Genomic DNA, 14,454 nt, shown 5'->3' with positions numbered 1-14,454 from the left:
CCCGTGACGCGCTTCTGGCTGGGCGGCTACGGTGCCGCGATGGACGGCTCGGCCGACGGCATCGGCCTGCTCGCGGGGGATGAGGGCCGCGAGGCCTCGACTCTCGCCTACCGCGGTGCCGTGGTCGAGACGCCGTCGCCGTCGTGGCTGGCGCAGCATCCGACCCTCGATGTCGTCTACGCGGCACTCGAGGGCGACTCCGCGGTGCAGGCCTTCTCACGCGCGGGGGAGGCCGCCCTTGCGCCGCTGGGTGCGCCCGCGCCGGTCGGCCAGTACGTCTGCCACGTCGCGGTGGCGCCGAACGGTTCGGCCCTGATCGCCAGCTGCTACGGCGACGGTCGCGTGGTGCGGTTCGACCTGGATGCGGAAGGCCGTATCGTGCCTCCGAAGCCGGATGCCGCGGCGGCGCTCCGCGCAGCACTGTTCGGTGACGCCGACCCGGATGCTGCCGCTGCGACTCCGCCCGGCGACGGCGTCGCCGCGATCGACCCGTACGGGGTGGGCGGCGACCGCGTCTCCCACGCGCACGCTGCCGTCTTCCTGCCCGACGGACGCGTCGCCGCGACCGACCTCGGCTTCGACCTCGTGCGGTTCTGGCGGCAGAGCGGCAGTGGGCTCGTGCTCGACCACGAGGTCGTGCTCCCGCTCGGCACCGGACCGCGGCACATGGTCCTGCACCCCAGCGGACACCTCCATGTGGTCACCGAGTACTCCTGCGAGGTCTTCACCCTCGCGCGCGCGGCAGACGGCACCTGGAGTGTCGTGTCGGTGACCCTGACGAGCCCGATCGCCGAGGTGGGGACGGACTTCCCGGCAGAACTCGCACGTACGCGCGACGGACAGTTCCTCTACACGGCTCTGCGCGGCAGCAACACCATCGCCGCGCTGCGGGTGCGGGGTGGCGGCGAGTCTCTGGAATCCGTGGCGCTCGCCGATTCCGGTGTCGACTGGCCGCGGCATCATCTGGTCCACGAGGGCAAGATGCTCGTCGCGGGGCAGCGCTCCGACACGATCACGCTGATCGACCTCGACGAGCGCACGGGCGCGCCCCTCGGTATCCGTCACGAGGCGCAGGTTCCGACCCCGACGCACTTCCTGCCGGTGCGCTGACCTCGGCGTGATTCATTCGCTCGCGGTGAGCAGCAGCGCCGCGTTGTGGCCGCCGAAGCCGAACGAGGTCGACAGCACGGTGCGGACCGGATGCGGTCGTTCCCTGTCGCGTACGAAGTCCCAGTCGTCGGCACACGGATGCGACAGATTCATCGTCGGGGGCAGCACCTGATCGCGGAGCGTCATCGCGATGATGACGGCCTCGACGACGCCGGCCGCACCGAGCAGATGTCCGGTCGTCGACTTGGTCGCGGTGAGGGGAACGGACGATGCTCTCCGGCCGAGCGCCTGCGTGAGCGCGACCAGCTCGGCCTCATCGCCCAGGACGGTGCCCGTGCCGTGCGTGTTCACGTGGTCGATCTCGGCGGCGTCGACATCGGCGTCCGCGAGGCAGGCGTTGATCGCCCTCGTCGCCCCCGCGGCGGCAGGGTCGGGCGCGGTGGCGTGATGTGCGTCGCTGGTCGCGCCGAATCCGGCGATCGTCGCGAGGGGCCGAATGCCGCGCTCCCGTGCGGCATCGGCGGATTCCACCAGTACGGCGGCCGCGCCCTGCGCCATGACGAAGCCCGTGCGGGCGCGGTCGAAGGGGCGTGAGGCCGACGAGGGGTCGTCGCCGAAGCCCGTCGCGACCGAGCGGAGGTTCGCGTGCGCCGCGAGATGCAGCGGGCCGAGGCAATCCTCCATCCCGACGACCAGCACGGTGTCGGCGTAGCCGTGGCGGATCCGTCGAAGGGCCTCCCCGATCGCGACCGCTCCACTCGCGCAGGCCGCGGCGACCGCGTGGGTCTGACCGAGGAATGCGTACCGTCTGCTGAGCACGCCGGCGATCGCATCCGCCGTTCCGTAGGCGGTGAGCCCTGGCGGCACCCGGCGAGGTCCGTGCTCTCGCAGTGCATCCGCCGCCTGGACTGTCGCCTCCACGGGCCCGGATCCTGTGGCGACGATCACCTGTGCGACATCCGTCTGCCACGGCTGCCCGTGGACGCCCGCGTCGGCGAGTGCTTCATCGGCGGCGGTGATCGCCCACTGCTGCATCGGTGTGAGGTGCCGGGCGAGCGATGCCGCCAGATCAACCGGGGTGGTGAAGCCGCGCACCACTCCGCCGACGTGCACAGGGCGCGAGCCGGAGATCTCCGGAGGGAGGCGGGTGATGCCGCTTCGTCCCGCGCGCACAGACGCCCACGACGCCGGCACCGTCAGTCCGCTCGGTGTGACCGCGCCGACACCGGTGATGACCACGGATCGCCTGCCGTTCATGCTCGCCCCTTCCCGAGCGCCACGAGATCCGCGACGGCGGCGCGACGGATCTTCCCACCGACGGTCCGCGGAAACTCCGACAGTGCGTACCAGCGGCGCGGAACGGATGCCGAGGCGAGATGCTGTTTCGCCCACCGGCGCAGGTCCGCGGCGGGTGGGGCGACGCCTTCGGTGACCAGCGCGATACGCGTGCCGAGACGCTCATCGCTCTCGGTGATCGCGCAACAGGCGCTGAGGCCCGGCATCCCTTCGAACGCGCGGGCGACCTCGTCGAGCGCGACGGTGTGTCCGCCCGTGGTGACGACGTCGCCTCTTCGGCCGACGAACGTGAAGTCCCGGCCGAGCAGTCGCCCTTGATCGTGCACGCTCGCCCAGCCGTCAGCGTCCGTCAACGATGTCGTGCTCGTCTTCGGCAGGTAGTCGGTCGAGCAGGAGGGTGAGCGCACCCAGAGACTGCCGAGCTCGCCGGGAGCCAGGTCGTCGCCGTCATCGCCACGGACGCAGGCCTCGACCTGCGGGTAGAGCCGGATGGCTTCGTCGCCGGCGCGATCGTCGCCGATGAAGCCGAGTTCGCCGGTGCCGAAGTAGCCGATGCTCCGGGCATGGGGGAGCGCCTCGGCGACGTCGGCTCGCGTCGATGCGGAGAGCGCCGCCCCTCCCGTGACGATGAGCTCGATGCCGTCGTACCGTCCCGGATGGCGGAGGGCTGCGTCGACGAGTGTCGTCACCGCCGCGGGGATCGTGACGAGGCGCGTGATGCGCTCGTCGTGCACGCGGGAGGAGAGCCACAGCTCGTCCAGGCCGTCGGCGACGTGCAGCTGACCACCCGTGGCGAGTACCTCGAACAGTGTGTACAGGGTCAGGCTGTACGACATCGGGCCGGGCGCGAAGGTCGTGACGCCATCGTGCGCGCCCAAGTGCTCGCGGGACACCTCGATGTTCGCCGCATACTGCGACCGCGTCTTGAGGAACGCCTTCGGCGCGCCCGTCGTACCGGATGACGTCAGCAGCAGGAACGGGGTGTCGATCGGAGGGCCGTCGGTCGGAGCGTCGTCGGTCGGTGCCCCGGGCGCGGATGATCCGTCGTCCAGCAGGTCGGCGAGGTCGAAGACCAGACCGGGCCACCCGCTCGCGCGCAGAGCGTGCCGGAGGTGAGGAACATCCGTGATGACGGCAGCCGTCCCGGATGTGACGATCGACTGCATCTGCAGAGCGACGGGCCACTGCGCGTCGACGATGGTGACGATGCGGTCGCCCGCCTCCACCGCGACGACGGCGCGCGCCGTGTCGAATGTGGCGGACAGGCAGATGGCGACCACCGGGGGCAGATCCGCGAGCCTGCTCGGGTGATCCGCAGCGGTGTCCGTTGCGAGCAGACGCCTGATGGCCGCCGACATCCGGCATGAGTGGGTGTAGAGCTCGCCGTACGTCACGCGGGCATCGCGGCCGACGATCGCCCAGCGGTCGGGGTCGTCGGCCGCGATGCGGCGCAGCGTCGGGGTGAGAGACGTGAGGACTCCTGGGCGGGTTTGCGCGGAAAGGGTGGCGTCCCTATTCTAATGAACACCGTTCAGGTGAACGGTGTTCAGGAGGATTCATGACCACGTCCCGCGCCACCGACACGAGCGCCTCGCTCGGCCGCATCGCGGTCTTCGCCGCACTGATCGTCGTGCTCGGCACGGTGATCGTGCCCCTTCCGAGCGGTGTGCCGATCACGGCGCAGACCCTGGGGGTCATGCTCGCCGGACTCGTGCTGGGGCCGCGTCTCGCGCCACTCGCCGTGGTCCTGGTGCTCGCGCTCGCCGCGGTCGGACTTCCGGTTCTCGCGGGTGGTCGTGGCGGCCTCGGCGTGTTCGTCGGACCGAGTGCCGGGTACCTCGTCGGCTGGATCGCCGGAGTCGTGGTGATCGGGCTCCTCATGCGCACGGGACGCTTCACGTGGTGGCGTTCCGCGACTGCCGCGTTCGTCGGCGGGGTGCTCGTCGTCTACGCATTCGGCATCCCTGTGCAGGCGCTCGTGACCGGCGTGCCGCTCGGACCCACCGCGCTGTCGAGTCTCGCCTTCCTGCCGGGAGACCTGATCAAGGTGGTGGCCGCGACGCTGGTTGCGGTCGCGCTCCGGCGGGCCTACCCGCGTGCGTTCACCGACGGCCGGCGGGTGCGGACGGTTTCTGCGGTCTAGGAATCCGCGCAAGCTCGAGTGACGAACGGTGGATACGCCACCGTCACGAGCGGGGTGTCGGTCGCGGGTTCGCCGAATGACTCGACCATCACGACGGTCACAGACCTGCTCGGACGCACCGTGAGTTACACGGATGTGTGGGGCACGGTGACCACGCCCACATACGACCCGGCTTCCGGGCGTGTGATGCAGATCTCGACGACTCCGGCCGGTGGTGCAGCGTCGGTGACGGCGTACACGTATGACGCCGACGGCAAGGTGAAGACGGTTACCGTCGACGGGCAGCAGCTCGCGTCGGTGACGTATGACGCGTTGCAGCGGCTGCAGCAGATCACGTATCCGGACGGTTCGGCGCTGAACAGTGTGGGTCGGGATGTGGCGGAGCGCGTGATCGGTCAGGAGTGGCTGGTCGGCGGGCAGGTCGTGTCGGATGCTGTGGTGCGGTCGCAGTCGGGGCGTGTGGTGAAGCAGCAGTCGTCGATGGGGTCGACGTCGTATTCGTCGACGTACGGGTATGACACGGCTGGGCGTTTGGTGTCGGCGAGCATCCCCGGGCATGAGTTCACGTATGGGTTCGGGTCGTCGGGTGGGTGTGGTCCGAATGCGGCGGCGGGGATGTCGGGGAACCGGACGGGTCTGACGGATGTGTGGACGGCGCCGGGTCAGGCTGCGGTGTCGACGTCGACGTCGTATTGCTATGACTGGGCGGACCGGTTGGTGTCGTCGTCGGTGACGGGGGCGATCCCGGGTGCGACGACGGTGGCGGATGGTCTGGCGGCGTCGGAGATTGTCTATGACGTGCGGGGGAACACCGTTCGTCTGGGCGACATGCAGTTCTCGTATGACGCGGCCAACCGGCACATCGGGACGACGTATGACGATGGCACGACGGTGCGGATCGTGCGGGATGCGACCGGACGCATTGCCACACGCACCATTGACCCGACTGGTGATGCCCCCGCGGTGTCGACGAGCTACCTGTATGCGGCGGGTGGTGATGCGGCGTGGGGTCAGAAGTCGGGTGCGGAGTTGACAAGGAGTCTGGGGTTGCCGGGTGGGGTGTCGTGGACAAACCAGGCCGGGGTGGTGACGTGGTCGTTCCCCGGGTTGGGTGGACACGGTCTCGTGACCCGCACCGGGGTGACGACGAGTGCGTTGTTGTTGTGGGATCCGTTTGGTCAGCCGGTGGACCCGGTGACGTTCGCGATCGGCACCACTGCGTCGGATGACTCCGGGCAGGTGGCGGGGAACACGCTGTGGCATCAGGGGGCGTTGAAGCCTGCGGAGTCGGCAGGGTCTGCGCTGGTGGTGGAGATGGGGGTGCGGTTGTATGTTCCCGCCCTCGGGAGGTTCCTGCAAGTCGACCCCATCGAAGGCGGTGGAGCGAACGACTACTCCTGGCCTACGGATCCCATCAACGGACACGACCTCACCGGCAAGAAATGGTCCATCGCTCCACTAGTCGACGGTGGCTCGACAGCCGCGAAACGGTCAGGGACCAAGCCTCTAACGTGGCTAGGAGGAGGCGGATTGCCGTTTAGTAAGTCACGCCCCAAGGCAAGTGGCACGCCCACGCTCATCTCGCAGCTCGCCGCGCTGCCCGCCGCACCGTCACAGCCAACCCGCACCGGGCCCAAGCAGCAACCTCTCTGGCAATGGATGCCCGAAAACGGTGGAACTGCAGACCTCACTGTCTCAGCCTGCGCCGGTGCCTGTCTCAACCTCTCAATTGGTCACGACGGTACGGGCCGAGTCGGACTTGGTTTCGGCCTGAAGGCGGGAGTATCGGTCTCAGCGGGAGCATCGACTGAGTCTGAAGGGGGGCTCTATTTGGGAGGAAGCTGCACTGCGGTCATGGGACCGGTGGGTGGCTACATCTCAGGCGGAATCCAAGAGAACGGGCCACTAGGATATGGGGGTGGCGGCGTCTCGGTCGGCGCAGCTCTCGGATGCAGCGCAGACGTCGGATGGGGATGGTGAACTTGAACTTCGTTCATGCTGGCACGATTCTCCCGAATTTGATCTTTGGGTTGATGGCCGTCGTTTTAGGGATGCTTACCATTCGCTATCGTCGGCGGCTCAACGACGCGGTCTACAAGAACCAAAAAGCGATGTTCGGTCAGCGTGCCGCTCAGGCCTCGGCGGGCCGCCAGACGCCGTTTATGATGGGGGTCGTCGGCGCCGGAATCATACTCGTGGGTCTCGTCATGCTAGCTTTTGCGATGACGGGTATTGTTCAAAACTTTCTTTGATGGATTTCTTTCGCGTCATCGATGGCTGAGTATGTGAAGACCGTGGCGGCGGGATCCGTCAGCGAGTTCCTGCGGGCGGCGGAGGGGATGTTCACTAAGGTTCGCCAGCGAATTGAGAGCGTCCACCCCGAACTACTCAGGAACCCCCACTATCGGGAACTGCTCGGTTCGTACGGGCGACCGTTGCCGTGAACGTAGCTCGGCGTAGATCCCGGAGCGATCCCCCAGCAGATCCGTCGACGTCACCTCAGCGGAACCGGTGACGTTCGACCGGGGTAGCCTGCAACGCTCAGATTGGAGTGAGTGAGGCATCGGGTTGGTGGCGCCTGCGGGCTACTGCTGCTGTGCACGGTGGATCACGCCGTGTGTGATTCCACGGATGATGATGAAGGCCATCAAGGCGGCGGCGATGAGGAAGGCCTCGCCCAGAATGCTGGACCACATCGTGGCGCGGGCGGGGCCTCCGCCGCCGATCCAAACAACGAACCACACTCTATGACCTGCCCCAGGCGTTCCCCGCCACGCCGCCGGGAACAACTCACCCGTGACTCGGCGTTGCTCATGAGCGAGACTGGGCCACGTAACCGGCTCACGGAGAGGTGCGACGCATGAACGCTGCGGAGAAGACCGACGAGTATGACCTGATCGTGTTGGGCGGTGGTCCGGTGGGCGAGAACGTCGCCGACCGAGCCGTGCAGGGCGGACTCACCGCGATCATCGTGGAGAGCGAGCTCGTCGGAGGCGAGTGCTCCTACTGGGCGTGCATGCCTTCGAAGGCGCTGCTGCGTTCGGCGCAGGCGCTCCGTGCCGCGCAACACGTGGGCGGGTCTTCGCAGGCGGTGACCGGAAAGCTCGATGTGCGTGCCGTGTTCGACCGCCGCGACTCGTTCACCAGCAACTGGTCGGACGACGGTCAGGTCAAGTGGCTCGAGTCGGCCGGCATCGACCTGGCCCGCGGCCACGGCCGCATCACGGGTGAGCGCGAGGTGACCGTGACGGATGCCGACGGCGCGGAGCGCGTGCTCAAAGCTCGGCATGCTGTCGCCATCAGCACCGGATCGGATGCCGTCATCCCGCCCATCGACGGCCTGCGCGAGGCCACCCCGTGGACCAGCCGCGAGGCGACGAGCGCAGAAGAGCTTCCCGAGAGCCTGGCCGTCATCGGTGGAGGCGTCGTCGCCGTCGAGATGGCGACCGCCTACGCCGCACTCGGCTCGACCGTCACCGTGATCGCCCGCAGCGGTCTGCTCGGCGGAATGGAGCCCTTCGCGGGCGAGCGTGTCGCCGCAGGCCTGAAGGAGCTCGGCGTGGATGTGCGCACCGGTACGGGAACGACATCCGTGCATCGCGGTGCGAACGGCGTGACCATCACCCTCGACGGCGGTGAGGAGATCACCGCGACCGAGGTGCTCGCCGCGACGGGTCGCTCGCCCCGCAGCGGTGACATCGGCCTCGACGTCGTGGGACTGGAACCTGGCCGCTGGATCGAGACGGACGACACGCTCCGCGTCCCCGGATCCGACTGGCTCTATGCGGTGGGCGACGTCAACGGGCGCGTGCTCCTCACCCACCAGGGCAAGTACCAGGCGCGCGCTGCCGGCGATGTGATCGTCGCCCGTGCCCAGGGCGAAGATGTCGACGATGCCCCGTGGGGCCGTCACGTCGCGACCGCCGACCAGGCCGCCGTCCCGCAGGTCACGTTCTCGATTCCCGAAGTCGGGTCCGTCGGGCTCACCGAGGCCCAGGCGACGAAGGCCGGCATCGCGGTGAAGGCCGTCGACTACGACCTGGGCTGGGTTGCCGGCGCGAGCCTCTACGAAGACGGCTTCGAGGGCCAGGCGCGGCTCGTGGTCGACACCGACCGCGACGTCGTGATCGGTGCGACGTTCGTCGGTCCCGAGGTGGCGGAGCTGGTGCATGCGGCCACCGTGGCGATCGTCGGAGAGGTGCCGATCGCCCGCCTCTGGCATGCGGTGCCGTCGTACCCCACGATCAGCGAGATCTGGCTGCGACTGCTCGAGGGGTACGGTCGCGACTCCGCGTGACCCGCGGAGGGAATCGATCCCGACATCGGGCCTGACCCGAATCCAGGGCAATCCGTTCTTCCGATCGCATCGAACAGGATCCGGATTGTTTCTCATATTGACGGCCGCGGCGCAACCCTCACCCCCGATGTCCGCACCGTCTTATACGCTCATACCCACATCCGAGGAGGCAGGACCATGAAGGCTGTACTCGCAGGAACCGTCATCGCCGAAGCCGACGAGAGTGATCTCGCCCGCATCGAGGGGAACTGGTACTTCCCACCGGCGTCCATCACGCCCGGAGTGCTCGTCGAGAGCCCCACGCCCTACACCTGTCCGTGGAAGGGGGCCGCTCAGTACTACTCGGTGCAGACCGAGGGCGAGCTCCACACCGACTACGCCTGGTCGTACCCGAACCCCTACCCCTCGGCATTCGACCGCGTCGGCAAGGACTTCTCCGGGTTCGTCGCCTTCGATCCGCGCGTCGAGGTCGGCCCGTAGCCATCTGAAGAGCCCCGTAGCCATCAGAAGAGCCTAGACTCGTCCGCTCACACATCGATCGACCGACTGGAGACCAGCCCATGATCGAGTTCCGCAACGTCACCAAACGCTTCCCCGGCGGCGCCCTCGCCGTCAATGACTTCAGCCTCGTGTTGCCCTCGCGCAAGACCACGGTGTTCGTCGGCTCGTCCGGCTGCGGTAAGACCACTCTGCTCCGCATGATCAACCGCATGGTCGAGCCGACTTCCGGCGAGGTCGAGATCGACGGCGAGAGCGTGCTCCAGGGTGACCCGGTGGCCCTGCGTCGACGCATCGGCTACGTGATGCAGAACTCCGGTCTCATGCCGCACTTCACGGTCATCGACAACGTGGCTACGGTGCTGCGCCTGACCGGCGTGAAGAAGGCTGCCGCCCATAAGCGCGCACGGGAACTGCTCGACACGGTCGGCCTCGACCAGGCACTCGCCGAGCGGTACCCGAGCCAGTTGTCCGGCGGCCAGCAGCAGCGCGTCGGTGTGGCCCGCGGTCTTGCCGCCGACCCGAACATCCTGCTCATGGACGAGCCCTTCGGTGCGGTCGACCCCATCGTGCGGGCCGACCTGCAGCAGGAGACCCTGCGGCTGCAGCGCGAGCTCGACAAGACGGTCGTGTTCGTCACGCACGACATCGACGAGGCGTTCCTGCTCGGCGACCAGGTCGTCATCCTCGACAAGGGTGCGCGCATCGTTCAGGTGGGCAGCCCCAGCGAGATCATCGAGAATCCGGCAGACGACTTCGTCTCGGCGTTCATCGGCGCCGAACGCGGACGCCGTGCTCTGCACCTCAAGCAGACGCCGCACGGCACCGTGGTGGTCGACGGCGAGGGTCGCACCCAGGGGGCGATCATCGATGTTCCTGATGCCGTGACCGACGCGCTTCTGAGCGAGGAGAGCGCGACGAAGGGCGCTCCGTGAACTGGATCGGCGACAATCTCGGCCTCATCCTCGAGCTGACCGGGATCCACCTGCAGCAGAGCGCGATCGCCATCGTGCTCGGCTTCGTGCTGTCGCTGCCGCTGGGGTGGGTCGCATGGCGTTATCAGCTGGTGAAGGGGCCGGTCATCGTTCTCACCGGACTCCTCTACACGATCCCCTCGCTCGCGCTGCTGATCCTTCTCCCATCCGTCGCCGGATATCCCGCCCGCAGCCCCGTGAACCTCATCATCGGCCTCACGATCTACGCGGTCGCGATCCTGGTGCGCGCGGTGTCCGACGGCCTCGACTCGGTCGACCCCGCCATCCGGCAATCCGCGACCGCGATGGGATACGGCGGCTTCCGCCGATTCTGGACCGTCGACTTCCCGCTCGCCGGACCCGTCGTGCTCGCCGGGCTCCGCGTGGCGGCCGTCAGCACGATCTCCCTCGCCACGGTCGGCATCCTGGTCGGCGTGAACAACCTCGGTTACCTGTTCACCAACGGCCTGCAGCGTCGCATCCTCGCCGAGGTGTTCGCCGGCGTCATCGCGGTGGTCGTGATCGCGCTCGTGATCGACCTGCTGCTCCTTCTCCTGGGTCGCGCACTGATGCCGTGGACGCGCGCGGCGAAGACACCGTCGGCCGCACGACAGGCCGCCACCCTGAGGACCGCCGCATGAACGTGTTCACCGACGCCTTCGCCTGGCTCTTCTCCCCTGACCGCTGGGAGGGGCCGTACTCGCTGCCCATCCTGTTCGGCCAGCACATGTACTACACGCTGATCTCGGTGCTCATCGCCGGCATCATCGCGATTCCCCTGGGGTGGCTCATCGGTCACACCGGCAAAGGCCGTGAGATCGCGGTCGCGGTCTCCGGCGCGGCACGTGCCATCCCGTCTTTCGGCCTCATGGTGCTGCTCGTGCTGATCCTGGGCGTGCTCCGCGTTCCCGAGGCCGCGATCATCACGTTCGTGCTCCTCGCGATCCCCTCGCTCCTCGCCGGCGCCTACACCGGCCTCGAAGCCATCGACCGTCGGGTGCTCGACTCCGCGCGCTCGATGGGCATGACCGAGTGGCAGGTGTTCTGGAAGGTCGAGGTGCCCCTCGGGCTGCCTCTTCTCGTCGGCGGCATCCGGGCGGCACTCCTGCAGGTGATCGCCACGGTCACCATCGCCGCCTACGTGAATCTCGGCGGACTCGGTTGGCCGATCATCCAGGGCATCCCGCTGCGCAAGTTCGACCAGGTGCTCGGAGGGGCGATCCTCGTCGCGGTGCTCGCCCTGGTCGTCGACCTGATCTTCGCCCTGCTCCAGCACGCCGCCGTCCCCGCGGGGGTGCGCGCACCGACCACCACACGTCGCTCGCGCGCGGCCGCTGCCTCGCCGGCACCGGCCACCGCCTGACGCCCATCATCCGACTCATCCCACAGCCCTCACACCGTCCCACAGCACCATCCCCGTTGTCCCAGAGAAGAGGAAGTCCTCATGTTCACAGCACGTAAGTCACGACTCGCCCTTGCCGGTGGTGCCGCGCTCGCCGCGGTGCTCGTCCTCGGCGGCTGCGCGAACAGCAACCCGCTCGACGCCCCGAGCGAAGGCTCGAGCTCCGGCGGCGACACGATCGTCATCGGCTCGCAGGCGTATTACTCGAACGAGATCATCGCCGAGATCTATGCGCAGGCTCTCGAGGGGGCGGGGTTCAAGGTCGACAAGCAGTTCAACATCGGACAGCGCGACGCCTACATGCCCGATGTCGAGTCCGGCGCGATCGACCTGTTCCCGGAGTACACGGGCAACCTGCTCGAGTACCTCGACAAGGACGCGACCGCCACCAGCCCGGAAGACGTCTACGCCGCGCTGAAGGAGGCGCTGCCCAATGGCCTGACCGCTCTCGACTACGCCGAGGCGTCTGACCAAGACACCTACACGGTGCTGAAGAGCTTCGCCGAAGAGAACGGCCTCACCACGATCGGCGACCTCTCGAAGGTCACGACCCCGGTCACGATCGGTGCCGCGCCCGAGTTCGAGCAGCGTCCGTACGGTCCGGCTGCGGCCAAGGAGGTCTACGGCGTCGATCTCGGCTTCTCGGCCACCGGCCCGACCACGCTCGAGTCGCTGCTCGCCGGCGAGATCCAGGTCGCCGACATCTACTCGGCAGACCCGGCCTTCCAGACCGAAGACATCGTCGCGCTCGAAGACCCGGAGAACATCATCCTGGCCTCGAACGTCGTGCCGATCGCATCGAGCGACGTCGCCGACGAGATCTCCGACGTGATCAACGCGGTCAGCAAGAAGCTCACCGCCGAGGAGCTGGTGGGGCTGAACGTGCAGAGCACGGTCGACCAGAAGTCGGCGGAGGACATCGCCAAGAAGTGGCTGGCAGACAACGACCTCAGCTGAGTCGTCACCACACAGAAGCGCCCGGGCCCCTGAGGGTCCGGGCGCTTCTGCGTGGCGGGCGGGTCAGATCCGGGCGTCCTGCTTCGGGACGAGAACCTGTTTGATGATGATGAGGATCGACGCGGTCACCGGCACGGCGACCAGCGCGCCGAGCAGACCGAGCAGTGTGCCGCCGGCGAGAGCACCGATCACGACGAGAGAACCCGGCACCGAGACCGCCTTGTTCATGACGCGAGGGGTGATCACGTAGGCCTCGATCTGCATGTAGACGAGGTAGATCGCCGCGAAGATCAGGGCGGCGATCGGGTTGGTGAACAGCGCCAGGCAGGTGCCGAGGATCCAGAACAGCACCGAGCCGACCAGCGGGATCAACGTGATGCAGAAGGCGATGGCCGCCATCAGCGGGGGGAACGGCAACCCGAGGAAGAGGTAGAGCAGGAACGCGAGCGTCGCGTTGCAGAACGCGAGCACGACCATGCCCATCACGTAGCCGCCGACCGAGTCGGTGATCTGGTCGGTGATGTCGCCGGCACGAGCGCGGTCGCGGGCGGGGGCGAGACGCAGCAGACCCTGCTTCATCGACGGCAGCGACGCGAGGAAGTACAACGTCAGCACGAGCACGACGATGGCTCCGGAGATGCTGGTGGCGATCGAAGCGCCCACGGCCAGGGCGCCGCCGCCGATCGTCGCGAGGTTGCCGAAGTCGGTGAGGAAGGACTGCACCTGGGCGACCAGTTCTTGGAACTGGTCACCGAACTGGGCTTCGAGGGTCGCGTAGATGTCGCTGTGCGTGAAGTCCTTGATCATGCCGGGCACGGACTGCACGAAGCTCACGATCTGATCGATCACGACGGGAACGATCATCCAGAGCACGAGGGCGAACACCACGATGAGTGCGAGGATCGTGATGACCACCGAGATCACACGCGAGAGGCCACGGCGTTCCAGGAACCGTACGGCGGGGTCGAGTCCGAGCGCACCGAACAGGGCGAGGGCGATGTAGATGAGCACGGTCGACAGGTTCGACAGCGCGAGGCCGATCACGATCGCCCCGAGTCCACCCAGCGTCACGAGGAAGCCGAACACGAACGGGCGGTCGATGCGCGTCCAGAACGAACGGCTCGGCGTCGTCGGCTCGATCACGACCGGGATCGGGGCGTCTGCGACGGCCGGCACGGATGCGGGTGCGGCCTTGCGACGGCCGGTCGCCGGCGCGGCGGGAGTCGCGGCGGATGCGTCGTCGGCGTGGGGCGCGGATTCCGGCGGCTCTTCGTTGCTCATGTGCTCACGATAGCGGTGCCATGGATCGAAACCAGGATGTCACGCGGCTCTAGAGTAGGGGCATGACCGCCGCCGAGGACCCGAAGGCCGAACTGCTCCGGCTTCGCGCCACCATCGACAACATCGACGCCGCACTGATCTTCATGCTGGCCGAGCGATTTCGCGCGACTCAGCAGGTCGGGCATCTGAAAGCGGAGCATGAGATGCCGGCATCGGACCCGTATAGGGAGGAACAGCAGGTCGCCCGGCTGCGTGCTCTCGCCGAGGAGGCGCACCTCGACCCGGAGTTCGCGGAGAAGTGGTTCAACTTCGTGGTGGCAGAGGTCATCCGTCACCACACCGAAGCGGCCGAGAGCCGCTGAGGAGGAGGAGCCGGACGGGCGACGGTGTGTGCAGCACTCGCCCGTCCGGAGCTTTGTGAGATTCATTGACCAACTAAGTTCAATGAATAAACTTAGGGAGAGACTACGGATCGCGCCACGATCTGTCAACAGCT

The 14,454-nt window shown here is 67.6% G+C and carries 15 protein-coding genes; 11 read left to right on the top strand and 4 right to left on the bottom strand.

The window, feature by feature from the left end:
• Positions 1 to 3: 3 nt before the first annotated feature.
• The gene (locus ACLFA2_RS08225) at positions 4 to 1,110 is read left to right on the top strand and encodes a lactonase family protein (protein ID WP_426622376.1); all 1,107 of its coding nucleotides are present in this window, start codon (positions 4 to 6) and stop codon (positions 1,108 to 1,110) included.
• A gap of 12 nt (positions 1,111 to 1,122) precedes the next feature.
• Here the strand turns inward: ACLFA2_RS08225 and ACLFA2_RS08220 are convergent, their stop codons facing one another.
• Positions 1,123 to 2,367, bottom strand: a complete 1,245-nt coding sequence (locus ACLFA2_RS08220) for a beta-ketoacyl-[acyl-carrier-protein] synthase family protein (RefSeq protein WP_426622375.1) — start codon at positions 2,365 to 2,367, stop codon at positions 1,123 to 1,125.
• Positions 2,364 to 3,800 (bottom strand): ANL family adenylate-forming protein, encoded by a 1,437-nt coding sequence (locus ACLFA2_RS08215; RefSeq protein ID WP_426622374.1) that lies wholly within the window; start codon positions 3,798 to 3,800, stop codon positions 2,364 to 2,366. The genes ACLFA2_RS08220 and ACLFA2_RS08215 overlap by 4 nt, the downstream gene beginning before the upstream one ends.
• A 164-nt stretch (positions 3,801 to 3,964) precedes the next feature.
• On the opposite strand from ACLFA2_RS08215, the gene ACLFA2_RS08210 reads away from it, so the two are divergent.
• The 3 genes from ACLFA2_RS08210 (at position 3,965) to ACLFA2_RS08200 (ending at position 6,801) form a co-directional block, all read left to right on the top strand.
• Complete coding sequence (locus ACLFA2_RS08210; RefSeq protein WP_347124285.1) at positions 3,965 to 4,549, top strand: biotin transporter BioY; 585 nt, start codon at positions 3,965 to 3,967, stop codon at positions 4,547 to 4,549.
• Positions 4,550 to 4,735: 186 nt separating this feature from the next.
• The gene (locus ACLFA2_RS08205) at positions 4,736 to 6,529 is read left to right on the top strand and encodes an RHS repeat-associated core domain-containing protein (protein ID WP_426622373.1); all 1,794 of its coding nucleotides are present in this window, start codon (positions 4,736 to 4,738) and stop codon (positions 6,527 to 6,529) included.
• Complete coding sequence (locus tag ACLFA2_RS08200) at positions 6,523 to 6,801, top strand: hypothetical protein (protein WP_152525899.1); 279 nt, start codon at positions 6,523 to 6,525, stop codon at positions 6,799 to 6,801. The genes ACLFA2_RS08205 and ACLFA2_RS08200 overlap by 7 nt, the downstream gene beginning before the upstream one ends.
• Before the next feature lie 333 nt (positions 6,802 to 7,134).
• On the opposite strand, the gene ACLFA2_RS08195 is transcribed toward ACLFA2_RS08200, so the two are convergent.
• Positions 7,135 to 7,293, bottom strand: a complete 159-nt coding sequence (locus ACLFA2_RS08195) for a hypothetical protein (protein WP_167256419.1) — start codon at positions 7,291 to 7,293, stop codon at positions 7,135 to 7,137.
• 116 nt (positions 7,294 to 7,409) lie between these two features.
• Between ACLFA2_RS08195 and ACLFA2_RS08190 the strand changes: the two genes are divergently transcribed.
• The 6 genes from ACLFA2_RS08190 to ACLFA2_RS08165 all read left to right on the top strand — a co-directional run bounded on the left by ACLFA2_RS08190 (position 7,410) and on the right by ACLFA2_RS08165 (position 12,677).
• Entirely contained in the window at positions 7,410 to 8,846 is a 1,437-nt protein-coding gene (locus tag ACLFA2_RS08190) for a dihydrolipoyl dehydrogenase family protein (RefSeq protein WP_167256417.1), read from the top strand.
• A 177-nt stretch (positions 8,847 to 9,023) separates the two neighbouring features.
• A complete protein-coding gene (locus tag ACLFA2_RS08185; RefSeq protein ID WP_021200122.1) occupies positions 9,024 to 9,326 on the top strand; it encodes a DUF427 domain-containing protein in 303 nt (100 codons plus the stop codon).
• 80 nt (positions 9,327 to 9,406) lie between these two features.
• Complete coding sequence (locus ACLFA2_RS08180; protein WP_021200123.1) at positions 9,407 to 10,279, top strand: ABC transporter ATP-binding protein; 873 nt, start codon at positions 9,407 to 9,409, stop codon at positions 10,277 to 10,279.
• A complete protein-coding gene (locus tag ACLFA2_RS08175) occupies positions 10,276 to 10,959 on the top strand; it encodes an ABC transporter permease (RefSeq protein ID WP_021200124.1) in 684 nt (227 codons plus the stop codon). The genes ACLFA2_RS08180 and ACLFA2_RS08175 overlap by 4 nt, the downstream gene beginning before the upstream one ends.
• The gene (locus ACLFA2_RS08170) at positions 10,956 to 11,681 is read left to right on the top strand and encodes an ABC transporter permease (RefSeq protein ID WP_029258814.1); all 726 of its coding nucleotides are present in this window, start codon (positions 10,956 to 10,958) and stop codon (positions 11,679 to 11,681) included. The genes ACLFA2_RS08175 and ACLFA2_RS08170 overlap by 4 nt, the downstream gene beginning before the upstream one ends.
• 81 nt (positions 11,682 to 11,762) lie before the next feature.
• Positions 11,763 to 12,677, top strand: a complete 915-nt coding sequence (locus tag ACLFA2_RS08165; RefSeq protein ID WP_426622372.1) for an ABC transporter substrate-binding protein — start codon at positions 11,763 to 11,765, stop codon at positions 12,675 to 12,677.
• A 63-nt stretch (positions 12,678 to 12,740) separates the two neighbouring features.
• Here ACLFA2_RS08165 and ACLFA2_RS08160 read toward each other — a convergent pair whose 3' ends face one another.
• Positions 12,741 to 13,958, bottom strand: coding sequence for an AI-2E family transporter (locus ACLFA2_RS08160; RefSeq protein ID WP_021200127.1), 1,218 nt, complete (start codon positions 13,956 to 13,958; stop codon positions 12,741 to 12,743).
• Between the two features lie 62 nt (positions 13,959 to 14,020).
• Between ACLFA2_RS08160 and ACLFA2_RS08155 the strand changes: the two genes are divergently transcribed.
• On the top strand, positions 14,021 to 14,320 hold the full coding sequence (locus ACLFA2_RS08155) for a chorismate mutase (protein WP_426622371.1): 300 nt from the start codon (positions 14,021 to 14,023) through the stop codon (positions 14,318 to 14,320).
• Positions 14,321 to 14,454 lie beyond the last annotated feature (134 nt).

The organism is Microbacterium sp. As-52, from assembly GCF_049949185.1.
In the GTDB taxonomy this organism is placed as follows: domain Bacteria; phylum Actinomycetota; class Actinomycetes; order Actinomycetales; family Microbacteriaceae; genus Microbacterium; species Microbacterium maritypicum_A.
Note: the sequence above shows the minus strand (reverse complement) of the source record. Positions and strands in the feature narration are given on the sequence as shown.